Raw genomic sequence first — 14,309 nt, forward strand, 5'->3', positions numbered from 1 at the left:
AGCAGAGGGCCGTATCGCATGCGAACGCGGCCGGTGGCATCGGGACCCGGAACCGTCCGGCGGACAATGCCGCTTTTGGCGCTTCGCCGCAAGGATTCGGGCCGGACGATCCCCTCCGCACGCCTTAAATCGGCCAAGTGACCGGCCAAGAGCGGTCCCAAGACGCTGTCAGTATGGCCTTATCGTGGCCGCGACCGGTGGCCGCAGCGGTGTCCTCACGCGAACGTGCGCCGGATCACCCTCGTGATCAGGTCCTTTTGCTCGGCCGGCCCTTACATCGCCTCGTAGTTCGGACCGCCGCCGCCCTCGGGGGGAACCCAGGTGATGTTACCGTTGGGGTCCTTCACGTCGCAGGTTTTGCAGTGGACGCAGTTCTGGGCGTTGATCTGGAAGCGCGGGCTCGTGCCCTCCTCGACCCATTCATAGACGCCGGCCGGGCAATAGCGATTCGAGGGACCGGCGAACACGTCGTGCTCAGAGGTCTTTTGCAGGTTCATGTCGGTGACCTTGAGATGGACCGGCTGGTCCTCCTCATGATTGGTATTGGACAAGAACACCGAGGACAGCTTGTCGAACGAGATCTTGCCGTCCGGCTTCGGGTAGTTCTTCGGCGTGTGCTGCTTGGCCGGATCGAGCGTGGCGCGATCGGGTTTGGCGTGCGCCTGGGTGCCGAACAGCGAAGCGCCGAACAGCGTGTTGCACCACATGTCGATGCCGCCGAGTGCGACGCCCAGCACGGTGCCGAACTTCGACCACAGCGGCTTGACGTTGCGGACCAGGAACAGATCCTTGCCGACCGACGACGAGCGCCACGCATTTTCGTATTCGACGAGTTCGTCATTGGCGCGATCGGCGGCCAGCGCCGCCGCGACATGTTCAGCCGCGAGCATGCCGGTGCCCATCGCATTGTGTACGCCCTTGATGCGCGGCACGTTGACGAAGCCGGCCGCGCAGCCGATCAGCGCGCCGCCGGGGAAGCTCAGCCTCGGCACGGACTGGTAGCCGCCCTCGGTAATGGCGCGCGCGCCATAGGCGAGACGCTTGCCGCCTTCAAAGGTGCCGCGGATCGAAGGATGGGTCTTGAAGCGCTGGAATTCATCGAACGGCGACAGGTACGGATCGTCGTAGTTCAGATGCACGACGAAGCCGACGGCAACGAGGTTGTCGTCATAGTGATAAAGGAACGAGCCGCCGCCGGTCTTCAGGTCGAGCGGCCAGCCGAAGGAATGCTGGATCATGCCCTTCTGGTGCTTGGCAGGATCGATCTGCCAGACTTCCTTGAGGCCGATGCCGAACTTCGCCGGCTCGCTCTTGGAGTCGAGCGCGAACTTGGCGATGAGCTGCTTGGTCAGGCTGCCGCGGGCGCCTTCGGCGAACAGCGTGTACTTGCCGAGCAATTCCATGCCACGGGTGAAGGAGTCCTTCGGCTTGCCGTCCCGGCCGATGCCCATGTCGCCGGTGGCAATGCCCTTGACGTTGCCGGCGTCGTCATAGAGCACCTCGGCCGCGGCGAAGCCCGGATAGATCTCGACGCCGAGCGCTTCCGCCTTGCGCGCCAGCCAGCGGCAGACATTGCCGAGCGAGCCGATGTAGCAGTGATGATTGTCCATCAGCGGCGGCATCATGAAGTTCGGCAGCTTGATCGCGCCGCCGGCCGTCATCCAGTAGAAGCGGTCGTCCTTCACCTGCGTTTTCAGCGGGCAGTCGGAATCCTCGCGCCAGTCCGGAACGAGCTTGTCGAGCCCGGCCGGATCGATCACGGCACCGGAAAGAATGTGCGCGCCGACCTCCGAGCCCTTCTCCACCACGACGACGTTGAGATCGGCGTTGAGCTGCTTCAGCCGGATCGCAGCCGACAGGCCCGAGGGGCCGGCGCCGACGATGACGACGTCGAATTCCATGGATTCGCGCGGGGGAAGTTCTTCGGTGCTCATCTGATCTCAGCCCTTGAGACGGTCCTTGGTCATTTGCGCCCTCTTGTTTCCGATTTTTCCGGGTAGGACAACCACGGAAATGCGTTTCGCCGGCGTGCAAAGGGGTGCAAGGCGCCCTAAACTGGACTTCCCCGGTTCTGGTAGGCCAGAACCGGGGAAGTCCCATCTTTTTTGACGCGTTTTCTTCACGCGAACCGGGTGCCCACTTCGCTCGAAAACGCTATGCTATAATAGTCAGACTTTCCCATGATACCCGAACCCGCACCCACCGTCCGCGAGCTTCTTGCCTTCTATCTGGAGGCCGGCGTCGATTGCGCGCTCGCGGAGGAACCGATCGACCGCCTGGCGGAATTGGATGCCCCGCCGCCGGCCCCGCGCGTGGCGCCTCCGGTCGAGGCACCGCGGCCGGTCGCCGCGCCGGCGGTGATGCGCGGCGAGGCCGCACCTGCGCCCGACATCGCGATTGCCTCGGCGCGCGAGGCTGCGCGCACCGCGCCGACGCTGGACGCGCTACGCGAGCTGATGCAAGGCTTCGAGGGTTGCGCGCTGAAGCACACCGCGACGCGATTGGTATTTGCCGACGGCAATCCGCAGGCGCGCATCATGTTCGTCGGTGAGGCGCCGGGTCGCGACGAGGACATCGAGGGGCTGCCCTTCGTCGGGCGCAGCGGCAAGCTGCTCGATCTCATGATCGGCGCGATCGGCCTCAACCGCAGCACGGCCTACATCGCCAACGTGATTCCGTGGCGGCCGCCCGGCAATCGCACCCCGACGCCGCAGGAGACGCAAATCTGCCTGCCCTTCATCCAGCGCCAGATCGAACTGGTGAATCCCGACGTGCTGGTGACGCTCGGCAATCCCTCGACGCAGACGCTGCTCGGAACGCGCGAGGGCATCATGCGCACCCGCGGGCGCTGGTTCGACTACGAGACGGGGGCGCGCACCATCCGCGCGCTGCCGACGTTCCATCCGGCCTATCTGCTCCGCTCGCCGTCCTACAAGCGGCTGGCCTGGCAGGATCTGCGCGCGATCGCCAAGGTGCTGGCGGGCTAGCGAGCTCTCGTGTCCCGGACGCGGTGCGGCACGCAGTGACGCTCCGCAGAGCCGGGACCCAGAAAGCAACACAGTACGATGCGGCGGGATGGCCCCGGCTCTGCAGCGCACCGCCGAAGAGGCGCGGCGCAGCGTCCGGGGCACGAGACCTACGTCCTCACGTCCCCTTCGGCCGCACGATGGCCCAGCCGACGCGCAGGAGCTGCTGGCGACCGGTCACCAGCCATTCGAAGGCGCGCGGGACTTCCGGGACGATGCCGGGAAAGCGCTTGAGGATGTCCGGCGGCGGCGTGCCGGCGGTATCGGAAGCGCGCCAGACCACGACGCCGCCGGTCTCGCTGAATTTGGCCTGATTGATCCACGGCGTGCGCGCAGGGTCGGCGTCGATGAAGAGATGCGGCCGGCCGGAATGCAGCGTGATCAGGCTCGCAAGCGAGGTCTCGCCGGCCACCGCACGCAGGCGATGGTTGGTGCGGCGGGCAAAGCTCTCGTCGAAGAAGTCCGAGATCGCGCGCGCCGGCATCGAGGTCGCGATCTCGTTCGTGCCGGTCCAGGGCAGCAGCAGGACGGCGAGCACGACGCCGACGGCCGGCGCCACGACGGCGGCGGCCCAGACCGTCCGCAGCATCCGCGCACGGCGCATCGCGATGAGATCGCCGGCTGCGACCACCACGGCAAGCCCGGACACAACCAGCACGACGCCGGCGCCGCCGACGACGGAGTCGAGCCCGAGCAGGCCGGAGATGAGCACCGCACCCAGCGCCGGCGCCAGCGCGAAGAAATAGACGAAGTTGCGCGCCAGCGGCTCGACCGGTGGTCGGTAGATGATCGGCGGCTCCTCGCCCTTGCCGGCGAACAGCCCGGTGTTGAGGAATGTCAGCGCCGGGATCGCAGCGGCCCCGAGCACGAGGCCGCCGAACAGCCAGGCCGCATGCAGGGCGCGGGCATCCAGCTCCGCAACTTGCGGCAAGGCCGGCATCACCAGCGTCTCGGCGCGCATCAGCCAGACCGCGTAGGGCAGCGCCAGCACCGCGACGACAACAAGCGCGAACAGCGGATCGAGCGCGCGCAGCGTCCGGCGGCCGCCGGCGGTCGAGACCGCGAAGACGACGAGCAGCAGCAGCAGGAAGATCGCCGCAGGCGTCGTCAGCAGCAGGAGACCGGCCTCGATCGACCAGGCGAACCAGGCATTGCCGCGACGCTGGCCGATGATCTGCCAGGAGTGCAGCAGCAGCAGCGCCCAGAGCGGCCGGGCCAGGACAAGCGGGCCGAAGTCGAGCGCCGACGAGGAGAAGGCGAGCACCGTCATGGTCAAGAGCACCGCGAGCACCGCCTGCTGCGAGCCGACCACGGCGCGGGAGAGATGATAGAGCGCAATGAACGTCGCGATCTCGCAGAGCTCGGCGAGCACATAGACGCCGAACATGTGGCCGCCGGCGGCGCGATAGGCGATGTCGGCGAGCCAGACCGGCAAGGGCGGACCGAGATCGGTGCCGACCTGGTATTCGCGTCCGAAAGCCAGGAGCGTCGCAAGGCTGCCAGGCGGGCTGCGGTAGAACACCAGCGCCACGAACAGCCACATCGCGGCCTGCAGCAGCACGGCGATCCAGACGATCAGCCGCGGCCGGGCGCGAATGAGCTCGATGACCAGGGAGGTAAACCGCATGCAACGCCCGAAAGATGCAGCCAACCCGTCCAGCCGGCCCTATTCGCTCACAAACACTTTGATAAGGGGCGCTGCGCGTTGTGGCAACGACGGTTTCCTCGTCATGCCCTGGCTTGTCCCGCCTGGCTAACTCTAGAGATTCGCCGACGCGTCGATTTCGACGCTGGCTTCCACCGGCACCTCGACCTCGGTCACCGCAAACAGATCCGGCACCGGCTCGACGGTCCACGGCATGTGCTTGGCGCGTGCGGCCGCGACCGGGGCGAAGAAGCGGCGGTGATGGACGGAGGGGCCGAGGCGGTCGAGCGCGTCGAGGTGCTCGGGGACGGCGTAGCCCTTGTGCTGCTCGAAGCCGTAGCCGGGACAGTCCTGCGCCAGAGCGCACATCAGGCGGTCGCGCGTCACCTTGGCGATGATGGAGGCCGCCGCGATCGACAGCACGATGCCATCGCCGCCGATCACGGCTTCGCAATCGCAAGGAGTGTCGAGCCGGTCGCGGCCGTCGACGAAGACGTGCCTGGGCGCCTCCGGCAGTGCCACGACGGCGCGCTTCAGCGCCCACAATGAGGCGCGCAATATATTGTCGCGGTCGATTCGCGAGGGCGAGGCGACGGCGACCGAGACCTGGGCGGTGGCGCAGATCTTGTCGAACAGTTTTTCGCGCTCCTCCGCCGTCAGGCGCTTGGAATCGTCGATGCCGCGCGGGATGCGGTCGGGGTCGAGAATCACGGCTGCAGCCACCACGGGGCCGGCGAGCGGCCCGCGGCCGGCCTCGTCGCAGCCGGCGACCGGCCAGACGCCGCACTTGATCAGCGCGCGCTCGCGCCGGAAGCTCGGCGGTGCGACCGCGATGATGCCTTTCTTGCCTGCGGGAACGGTCGTTGTTTTGGTCGCAGGCGCTTTGCCGGCCTTGGCGGGCGCTGCCTTTTTCGCAGCGTCCTTCCTTGGCGCGTCTTTGGCCGGTGTCTTGGCGGACTTGTCCCGAATCATGGCGGGGATCGTGCGCAAGCGGCCCGGCCGGCGCAACCGGGAACCCGGCGCAATTCCCGTTATTCAGGCCGCCCTACTCCGCCAGATGCACCCGCCGGTCCTCGCCGACCTCGATGCCGGGTGCGACCACGACCTCCCAGGGATGGCCGTCGGGATCGGCAAAATAACCGGAATAGCCGCCGTAATCGGTCTCGTGCGCGGCCTTCGCGAGCTTTGCCCCCTTGCCGAGGGCAAAGGCCAGCACTGCATCGACCTCCTCTCGGGTCCGACAGTTCCAGGCGATCGTGATGCCGCGGAAGGTCGATGGCCTCGGCTGGTCCGGCAACGCCGCGTCGGCCGCGAGCTGATCCCAAGGATACAGCGCGAGCACCGGACCGCAGGTATCGTAGAACGCCACCGCCTCGCCGGTCGCCTTTAGCCGGCGCGAGAACCCGAGCGCGTCGTAAAAGGCGATGCTGGCGCGGATATCGCTGACACCGAGCGTGATGACGGTGAGCCGCGGCACCGGAGCCGAAACTTGCTTACTCATACGACACCTCTTCCACACTTCCCGCTCAGAACAGGCTCAGCTGATCGCCGTTCCGCTTCGGCCGGGCAAAATGATCCGTGGTCAGCTTGGAGCGCCTTTTGTTGAGGCCGAGCCTGTCGCAGGCGATCTCGAAGCGGCGGCCGATGGTCCAGGCCATCGGTCCGGTGCCCTTCATCCGCTCGCCCCATTTCGCATCGTAGTCGCGCCCGCCGCGCATGTCGCGGATCAGCGTAAAGACGTGGCGATAGCGGTCCGGATAGTTCGCCATCAGCCATTCGCGGAAGAGATCGCGCACCTCCAGCGGCAGCCGCAGCAGCACATAGGAGGCCTCCTTGACGCCGGCATGGGCGGCCGCGTCCAGGATGCGCTCGATCTCGGAATCGTTCAGCGCGGGGATCACGGGCGCGACCATCACGGTGGTCGGGATGCCGGCGTCCGAGAGCTGCTTCAGCGCTTCCAGCCGCTTCGGCGGCGTCGAGGCGCGCGGCTCCATGGTGCGCGCCAGCTTCGGATCGAGCGAGGTGACCGAGATGGCGACCTTGGCGAGGTTGCGCTTGGCCATCCGCGCGAGAATATCGATGTCGCGCACCACCAGCGCCGATTTGGTGACGATGCCGACGGGATGGCCGGCACGCTCGAGAACCTCGAGGATGCCGCGCATGATTTTGCGCTCGCGCTCGATCGGCTGATAGGGATCGGTGTTGGTGCCGATCGCGATCATCCGGGGCTCATAGCCGGTCGCGGCGAGCTCCTTCTCCAGCAGCGCCGGCGCCTCGGGCTTGACGAACAGTTTTGACTCGAAGTCGAGCCCCGGCGACAGGCCGAGATAGGCATGGGTCGGCCGCGCGAAGCAATAAACGCAGCCATGCTCACAGCCGCGATAGGGATTGATCGAGCGATCGAAGCCGATATCGGGGGAATCGTTGCGGGTGATCACCTTGCGTGAGGTGTCGACCCCGACACTGGTCTTGAACGGCGGCAGCTCTTCCAGGCTCTGCCAGCCGTCGTCGAAGGCGACGCGCGCCTCGGCCTCATAGCGGCCGCTGGCATTGGACTGTGCGCCCCGCCCTCGCCTGCGCGCGCGGTCGATGGCGACGCCAAGTTCTGGAAAGTCAGAGTCCACACCCGCCGGCTCGGAGGGCGCCTTGACCGGCGGGTGCTTGAGAGCATGAGACGATGCTGCTGGACTCATGAAGCGAGGATAGCACGACAACGGAACAAATCAAGAACACAAACAAAAAATGGGAAAACAACCCCATGCAAAGTAGGCGCCCAAATTTCGGGCGCGGTCCTTTGACCTCACGCAACACCCCCGTCATGACGATCTCGTTTGATGCCGGTCAGGGATCAATCGTCGCGGAACAATGTTGGTGACGATCGCCGGGTGAAGGTCAGCAGGAACATGACAAAACAACAACAATCGGCCGCGGCAAGCAGCAACCTCGACCTCCTCGATCGCTACTGGCGCGCCGCAAATTACCTCTCCGTCGGGCAAATCTACCTGCTCGACAATCCGCTGCTGCGCGAGCCCCTGCGGGCCGAGCACATCAAGCCGCGCTTGCTCGGCCATTGGGGCACGACGCCCGGCCTGAACTTCATCTACGCCCATCTCAACCGCGTCATCCGCGCGCTCGATATCAGCGTGCTCTATGTCTGCGGTCCCGGCCATGGCGGTCCCGGCATGGTCGCCAACACCTATCTGGAGGGCAGCTACAGCGAGATCTATCCCGACATCGCGCGCGACAAGGACGGATTGCGCAAGCTGTTCAGGCAGTTCTCGTTTCCCGGCGGCATTCCGAGCCACGCGGCACCGGAAACGCCGGGCTCGATCCACGAAGGCGGCGAGCTCGGCTACGCGCTGGTGCACGCCTACGGTGCAGCGCTGGACAATCCTGATTTGATCGTGGCTTGCGTGGTCGGTGACGGCGAAGCGGAAACCGGCCCGCTCGCTGCCTCCTGGCACTCCAACAAGTTCCTGAACCCCGCGCATGACGGCGCGGTGCTGCCGATCCTGCATCTGAACGGCTACAAGATCGCCAATCCGACCGTGCTCGGGCGAATGCCCAACAGCGAGATCCGCGATCTCTTCCGCGGCTTCGGCCACGAGCCGCTGTTCGTCGAGGGTGATGATCCCAAATTGATGCACCAGGCCATGGCGGACGCGCTCGACGTCTCGCTCGCCAGCATCCGCTCGATCCAGCAGCACGCACGGGACGGGCGCAAAAGCGTCGAGCGGCCGCGCTGGCCGATGATCGTGCTGCGCAGTCCGAAGGGTTGGACCGGTCCGAAAGAGGTCGACGGCAAGAAGGTCGAGGGTTTTTGGCGCGCCCATCAAGTCCCGGTGGCTGGTTGTCGCGAGAACCCGGCGCACCTCAAAGTTCTCGAAGACTGGATGCGCAGCTACGAGCCCGAAAAGCTGTTCGACCAGAGCGGCGCGCTCATTCCAGAACTTCAGGCGCTCGCGCCCGAAGGCATTCGCCGCATGGGCGCCAATCCGCATGCCAATGGTGGCCTGCTCAAAAAGGAGCTGAGGCTGCCGGACTTCCGCAGCTTTGCCATCGAGGTGCCGCAGCCCGGCGGCGCCATCGGGGAAGCGACGCGCGAGCTCGGCAAATTCCTGCGCGACGTCATCCGCCTCAATGCGAAGGAGCGCAATTTCCGCATCATGGGCCCGGACGAAACCGCGTCAAACCGGCTGGACGCAGTGTTCGAGGAGACCGAGCGGGTCTGGATGGAGCCGATCGAGCCCTATGACGTGCACCTCGCGCAAGACGGCCGCGTGATGGAAGTCTTGAGCGAGCATCTCTGCCAGGGCTGGCTCGAGGGCTATCTGCTCACCGGCCGCCATGGTTTCTTCTCCTGCTACGAGGCCTTCATCCACATCGTGGATTCCATGTTCAACCAGCACGCCAAATGGCTGAAGGTCACGCGCGATCTGCCATGGCGGCGCCCGATCGCCTCGCTCAACTATCTCCTGACCTCGCATGTCTGGCGGCAGGACCATAACGGCTTCAGCCATCAGGATCCCGGCTTCGTCGATCTCGTCGCCAACAAGAAGGCCGACATCGTTCGCATCTACTTTCCGCCCGATGCCAACACGCTGCTGTGGATCGCCGATCACTGCCTGCGGACCTACAACCGCATCAATGTCATCGTCGCCGGCAAGCAGCCGGCGCCGCAATGGCTGTCGATGCAGGACGCTGCCACGCATTGCGATGCCGGCATTGGCATCTGGAGCTGGGCGGGGACGGAAGATGCGGGCCAGGAGCCCGACGTGGTGATGGCCTGCGCCGGCGACGTCCCGACGCTGGAGACGCTCGCCGCCGTCGACCTGTTGCGCAAGGCGCTGCCGGATTTGAAGATCCGCGTCGTCAACGTCGTCGATCTCATGACGCTGCAACCGAAAGACCAGCATCCGCACGGCCTGTCCGACCGCGACTTCGACAGCCTGTTCACGCGCGACAAGCCTGTCATCTTCGCCTATCACGGCTATCCCTACCTGATCCATCGGCTGACCTATAACCGCACCAATCATGCCGGCATGCATGTGCGCGGCTTTGCCGAGGAAGGCACCACGACGACACCGTTCGACATGGTCGTGCTCAACGAGCTCGACCGCTACCACCTCGCGATCGAGGCGATCGAACGCGTGCCCGGGCTCGCGGCCAAGGCTGCGCAAGCGAAGCAGCAATTCCGTGACAAGCTGATCGAGCATTCGCGCTATGTGCGCGAGCACGGCGAGGACATGCCTGAGATCCAAGGCTGGGTCTGGCCTAACAGCTCCGGCGGCAATACCCCGGCCGAAGCCGGCGACTAGCCATGTCGGACACGGTCCTCGTCCTCAACTCGGGATCGTCGAGCATCAAGTTCGGCCTGTTCGAGATCTCGGCTGTTGAACCCCGCCTGCTCTGCAAGGGGCTGCTCGACGAGCACGAGGCAAAACCCCGGCTCGTGGTGAAGAGCCCCGCGGGCGAAGACCTGTTCGAGACAGCGAGCGAGGCGCCGGACGCCGACGGCGGCCATCTGTTCGCCGATGTGCTCGCGTTCATCGAGGACCGTTTCGGCGAACACCATCTGCGTGCCGTCGGCCATCGCATCGTTCACGGCGGGCCGGACTATTCAGGGCCGATCGCGCTGACCGACGACGTCACCGCGAAGCTGGAGGCATTGACGCCGCTGGCGCCGCTGCACCAGCCGCGGTGCCTCGCGCCAATTCGTGCGCTCGCGGCGATTCGACCAGCGCTGAGGCAGATCGCTTGCTTCGATACGGCGTTCCATCACGGCCTGGCGCCGCCGGCGAGCCGCTTCGCCATTCCGAGGCGCTACGAGGAACGTGGCGTCCGACGCTACGGATTTCACGGCCTCTCCTTCGAATATGTCGCGGGACGCCTCGCCGAGATTGCGCCGGAGCTCATCGCCAAGCGTACCGTCATCGCGCATCTCGGCAACGGCGCCAGCCTGTGCGCGTTGCGCAACGGCCGCAGCGTCGACACCACCATGGGGCTGACGCCGCTCGACGGTCTCGTGATGGGCACACGCTGCGGCACGATCGATCCCGGCGTGCTGCTCTATCTGCAGCAGCACGAAAAGATCTCGATCGAGGATGTCCAGCACCTGCTCTATCACCAGTCGGGCCTGCTCGGCGTCTCCGGCATCTCCGCGGACATGCGCACGCTGCTTGCGAGCGGCGAGATTGCCGCGCGAGACGCGGTCGATCTTTTCACCTTCCGCGCCGCGCAGCAGGTCGCGATGATGGCAACCACGCTTGGCGGCCTCGACTGTCTGGTCTTCACCGGCGGCATCGGCGAGCACGCCAAGGAGATCCGCAGCGCGATCGGCGAACGTCTCGCATGGATGGGCGTGCGCATCGATGCCGCGGCGAATGAGGAGACACGTGAGCGGATCAGCGGTAGCGATAGCGCAGTCGATGTGCTCGTCATTGCAACCAATGAAGAGCTGACGATCGCGCGCCATTGCGCTGCGCTGCTGCAGCAAGGCCATCCCAGCTGAAAGAACGTGTCAGTCTCGTAGCGTGGACAAAGCGACTTGTCCGCCGTTGCTCGACGAGCGAAGGCGGAAGCGTGCCCACCACGTCTGTCAATGTGGCGTCGATGGTGGGCAGGGCGCAAGTGCGCCTTTGCCCACCTACGATTCCTGACTCGTGTGGACAGAAGAGGGCACAATGGCACGCACGAACTAATGCGTCCCGGTCAGGATCTGAAAACACCCGATCGCGACCTCGATCACGATCAGGACCACGACCGCGATCTCCAGGCGGAGCGAGCGCTGGGTGTCGATGATGTCGGTCAGCGCGTTGGCGGTTTCCGACACCGCGGTGAGCTTGCGCTCGAGCGTGTCGAGGCGTTCTTTCAGCTCGTACTCGTCCTCGAGGCGCGAATAGAGCCGGTCGAGCTCGGGCTTCTCCCAGAGCACGTCGGGCTTCTCGGCGATCGCGACGCGCCCGGCGACGCGCTGCTGCACCAGCAGTGCATTGCCGATCAGTTGCAGGATGCCCTTGCGACGGCGCGGCGTGCGGCCGTGCTCGGCGAGCTCCCGCGCAAACGGCTCGATCACATCGAAGACCGCGGCGACGCGGCGCTCGTCGCGCGCGAGCGACGTACTCTTGGCGAGCGCGTCCGCAACCAGCAGCAGCCGGTCGTCGGAGAACTTTGCGAGACAGATCGGCCCGCCCGGCTGGATCGCTTCAGTGCTTTCATCCTTGCAGAGCTGTGCCTGCGCAATCTCTTCCTCGTACGGGCTGAACTCGCCGATTACCCGCGGCTTCAGGCTGTCGATCAGCACTTTCTCCTCGGACGGGAGCAGCCCGATCAGCACCACGACGCCGTAACGGAAGATCACGGCGAGGCCGGCATGGACACGGAAGGCGGCGGGCGTCGACGAGACCAGCGTGCCGATCTCGAGACCGGCGGCGTTGATGCGATCGCCCAGCATCAGCGCGCGGATCCGCAAGGTCGGCGCAGACTCCGGCTTCGGCGATGTCGAGGCCGTGCCAACAGCGAGTTGATCGGCGTTCACAGGAAGCCTCCGCCGCCACCAAAGTCACACATGTCCCGTTCGAACCTTTCTTGCAGGGCGCCCCGTCCCTGCAGGAGCCAACTACCCGCGCGCCGCGCAATGTCGCCGTAAAACTCCAGGTCAATCCCCCCGGGACGAGCTTGTGCCGAAACATTCGGCAACATCGCCAACCCGCGCGTGACACATTTGGCTGCGAGGACTGGCTGCAGTTTACCATCGCACGCCGAAGCGCGGCCGGAAAGTTGCACTCGGCAACGCCACGTGTTTATGACAACATCATAACAAGCTACGCTTCTCCCGAAGTGCAGACATTGAAGCCTCAATCATGCTGAGCGTCATCATTCCGACCGAAGGCGTCGAGCAGACCGCGGTGGCGACTCTGGCCGCGCTGGTCCCCGGGGCCGCCGCCGGCGTCATCCGCGAGGTGCTTCTGGTCGACGGCACCCGCAACGGCGTCATCGAGCGGGTTGCCGACGTCGCAGGCTGCCGTTTCGTCGGCTTCGAGGGATCCTCGCAAGGCGCCGCGCTCGCGGCCGGCGCGCTCCAGGCCCGCTCGCCGTGGCTGATGTTCCTGCCCGCAGGCGCCGTGCTCGAAACCGGCTGGATCGAGGAAACCACCCAGTTCATCCAGGCCGTCGCGACCAGCGGACGGGACCGCGCTGCCGTGTTCCGCTATGCGCGCTCGCCTTACGCCGATACCGGATTGCGCGACATCCTCCGGGCCGTGGTGCGGAGGGTGATCGGCCCGCTCGGCGATCAGGGCCTTTTGATCGCGCGTGATCATTACGACCGGATCGGCGGCTACCCGCCGCAGGCCCGCCGTTCCGAGGCACGGCTGCTCCGCCGGCTCGGCCGCTCGTCCCGGACCGTGCTGCGCAGCCAGATCGTGATGGTCGGCTGAAGCCACCTGATACTTGCCAAAGTCAAATAATTAATTGACAATGGCAAATATTGAGGTGCCGTCATGCCATCAAGCTCTTCCCCATTACCCCTTGCAATCGAGCAGGTCGCCGACGATCGCATCGCAGCGGTCCGCGCCTTCAACCGCTTCTATACCCGCAAGCTCGGTGTGCTCGACCAGCATCTTGGGAAGAGCCCGTTCTCGCTCAGCGAGGCCCGCGTGCTCTACGAACTCGCGCATCGCGACGAGCTGGCGGCAAAGGAGATCGGAATCGAGCTTGGCCTAGATCCCGGCTATCTCAGCCGCATCGTGCAGAGCTTCGACGAAAAGGGGCTGATCACGCGCAGGCCCCTGCCCGCAGATCGCCGGCAATACCAGCTCAGCCTCACCGCCAAGGGCCGCCAGACCTACGCCAAGCTGAACCTGAGCTCGCAAAACGAGGTCGCCGCAATGCTGGCTCAGCTTTCGGCCAGCGATGCAACGCGGCTCACGCAGGCCATGGCGACCATCGAGGCCCTACTGGAGCAACGTCGAACCCAGCCTGCGGCTTTCATGCTGCGCAGCCATCGCGTTGGCGACATGGGCTGGGTCATCTCCAGGCAGGCCGCCGCCTATGCCGCGGACTACAACTGGGACATCAGCTACGAAGCGCTGGTTGCCGAGATCTGCGCACAGTTCATCAAGAACTACGATGCCGCGCGCGAGCACTGCTGGATCGCGGAAGTGGGCGGCGAGCCCGTCGGCTCGATCTTTCTGGTCAAGGCCACCGACGAGATCGCCAAGCTGCGCCTGTTGCAGGTGGAGAAGAAAGCGCGCGGGCTCGGTGTCGGCCGTGCGCTGGTCGAGCAATGCCTCCAGGGCGCTCGCGAGCGGGGCTACGGCAAGATGACGCTGTGGACGCAGAGCATCCTGGTTGCCGCACGCGGCATCTATCAAAGCGCAGGCTTCAAGCTCGTGAAGCAAGAGAAGCACCACAGCTTCGGTGCCGATCTGGTCGGCGAGACCTGGGAGCGGGATCTGTAGCGCTGTCGCTACAAGTCAGGAATCGTAGGGTGGGCAAAGGCGCATGAGCGCCGTGCCCACGGCCCCTGCATTGCGGACAGAGATCGTGGGCACGCTTCCGCCGTCGCTCTTCGAGCTATGGCGGACAAGTCGCTTTGCCCACCCTACGATACTGATGATGCGGAGAGCCCCCCGAGA

11 protein-coding genes are annotated in these 14,309 nt (G+C 65.6%); 5 read left to right on the plus strand and 6 right to left on the minus strand.

What is annotated here, in order from left to right; translation table 11 throughout:
• Positions 1-272 precede the first annotated feature (272 nt).
• On the minus strand, positions 273-1,934 hold the full coding sequence (locus tag CIT37_RS30490) for an electron transfer flavoprotein-ubiquinone oxidoreductase (protein WP_028141665.1): 1,662 nt from the start codon (positions 1,932-1,934) through the stop codon (positions 273-275).
• A gap of 246 nt (positions 1,935-2,180) precedes the next feature.
• On the opposite strand from CIT37_RS30490, the gene CIT37_RS30495 reads away from it, so the two are divergent.
• Positions 2,181-2,987, plus strand: a complete 807-nt coding sequence (locus CIT37_RS30495; protein WP_038972127.1) for a uracil-DNA glycosylase — start codon at positions 2,181-2,183, stop codon at positions 2,985-2,987.
• A gap of 157 nt (positions 2,988-3,144) precedes the next feature.
• Here CIT37_RS30495 and CIT37_RS30500 read toward each other — a convergent pair whose 3' ends face one another.
• The 4 genes from CIT37_RS30500 to CIT37_RS30515 all read right to left on the minus strand — a co-directional run bounded on the left by CIT37_RS30500 (position 3,145) and on the right by CIT37_RS30515 (position 7,364).
• Complete coding sequence (locus CIT37_RS30500) at positions 3,145-4,653, minus strand: glycosyltransferase family 39 protein (protein ID WP_095426932.1); 1,509 nt, start codon at positions 4,651-4,653, stop codon at positions 3,145-3,147.
• 132 nt (positions 4,654-4,785) lie between these two features.
• A complete protein-coding gene (gene rnhB, locus CIT37_RS30505) occupies positions 4,786-5,643 on the minus strand; it encodes a ribonuclease HII (protein WP_038948292.1) in 858 nt (285 codons plus the stop codon).
• A gap of 73 nt (positions 5,644-5,716) precedes the next feature.
• On the minus strand, positions 5,717-6,172 hold the full coding sequence (locus CIT37_RS30510; RefSeq protein ID WP_038948293.1) for a VOC family protein: 456 nt from the start codon (positions 6,170-6,172) through the stop codon (positions 5,717-5,719).
• Between the two features lie 25 nt (positions 6,173-6,197).
• On the minus strand, positions 6,198-7,364 hold the full coding sequence (locus CIT37_RS30515) for a PA0069 family radical SAM protein (RefSeq protein WP_028141670.1): 1,167 nt from the start codon (positions 7,362-7,364) through the stop codon (positions 6,198-6,200).
• A gap of 210 nt (positions 7,365-7,574) precedes the next feature.
• Between CIT37_RS30515 and CIT37_RS30520 the strand changes: the two genes are divergently transcribed.
• Together CIT37_RS30520 and CIT37_RS30525 are read left to right on the plus strand one after the other, a co-directional pair.
• Positions 7,575-9,989: a phosphoketolase family protein gene (locus CIT37_RS30520; RefSeq protein WP_161966510.1), complete on the plus strand. Its 2,415-nt coding sequence runs from the start codon at positions 7,575-7,577 to the stop codon at positions 9,987-9,989.
• 2 nt (positions 9,990-9,991) lie between these two features.
• Positions 9,992-11,182 carry an acetate/propionate family kinase gene (locus CIT37_RS30525; protein WP_095426924.1) on the plus strand — a complete coding sequence of 397 codons (1,191 nt, stop codon included), beginning with the start codon at positions 9,992-9,994 and terminating at the stop codon, positions 11,180-11,182.
• A gap of 186 nt (positions 11,183-11,368) precedes the next feature.
• On the opposite strand, the gene CIT37_RS30530 is transcribed toward CIT37_RS30525, so the two are convergent.
• Positions 11,369-12,208 carry an RMD1 family protein gene (locus tag CIT37_RS30530; RefSeq protein ID WP_095426923.1) on the minus strand — a complete coding sequence of 280 codons (840 nt, stop codon included), beginning with the start codon at positions 12,206-12,208 and terminating at the stop codon, positions 11,369-11,371.
• Positions 12,209-12,533: 325 nt separating this feature from the next.
• On the opposite strand from CIT37_RS30530, the gene CIT37_RS30535 reads away from it, so the two are divergent.
• Positions 12,534-13,109, plus strand: coding sequence for a glycosyltransferase family protein (locus tag CIT37_RS30535; protein ID WP_028141674.1), 576 nt, complete (start codon positions 12,534-12,536; stop codon positions 13,107-13,109).
• 63 nt (positions 13,110-13,172) lie between these two features.
• Positions 13,173-14,132: a bifunctional helix-turn-helix transcriptional regulator/GNAT family N-acetyltransferase gene (locus CIT37_RS30540; protein WP_095426922.1), complete on the plus strand. Its 960-nt coding sequence runs from the start codon at positions 13,173-13,175 to the stop codon at positions 14,130-14,132.
• Positions 14,133-14,309 lie beyond the last annotated feature (177 nt).

It is taken from the genome of Bradyrhizobium ottawaense (assembly GCF_002278135.3).
In the GTDB taxonomy this organism is placed as follows: Bacteria; Pseudomonadota; Alphaproteobacteria; order Rhizobiales; family Xanthobacteraceae; genus Bradyrhizobium; species Bradyrhizobium ottawaense.

Bases quoted from the DNA above. Each gene is read 5' to 3' on its own strand.
- CIT37_RS30490 (WP_028141665.1), bottom strand. From the start codon at position 1,934: ATGAGCACCGAAGAACTTCCCCCGCGCGAATCCATGGAATTCGACGTC.
- CIT37_RS30495 (WP_038972127.1), top strand. From the start codon at position 2,181: ATGATACCCGAACCCGCACCCACCGTCCGCGAGCTTCTTGCCTTCTAT.
- CIT37_RS30500 (WP_095426932.1), bottom strand. From the start codon at position 4,653: ATGCGGTTTACCTCCCTGGTCATCGAGCTCATTCGCGCCCGGCCGCGG.
- rnhB (WP_038948292.1), bottom strand. From the start codon at position 5,643: ATGATTCGGGACAAGTCCGCCAAGACACCGGCCAAAGACGCGCCAAGG.
- CIT37_RS30510 (WP_038948293.1), bottom strand. From the start codon at position 6,172: ATGAGTAAGCAAGTTTCGGCTCCGGTGCCGCGGCTCACCGTCATCACG.
- CIT37_RS30515 (WP_028141670.1), bottom strand. From the start codon at position 7,364: ATGAGTCCAGCAGCATCGTCTCATGCTCTCAAGCACCCGCCGGTCAAG.
- CIT37_RS30520 (WP_161966510.1), top strand. From the start codon at position 7,575: ATGACAAAACAACAACAATCGGCCGCGGCAAGCAGCAACCTCGACCTC.
- CIT37_RS30525 (WP_095426924.1), top strand. From the start codon at position 9,992: ATGTCGGACACGGTCCTCGTCCTCAACTCGGGATCGTCGAGCATCAAG.
- CIT37_RS30535 (WP_028141674.1), top strand. From the start codon at position 12,534: ATGCTGAGCGTCATCATTCCGACCGAAGGCGTCGAGCAGACCGCGGTG.
- CIT37_RS30540 (WP_095426922.1), top strand. From the start codon at position 13,173: ATGCCATCAAGCTCTTCCCCATTACCCCTTGCAATCGAGCAGGTCGCC.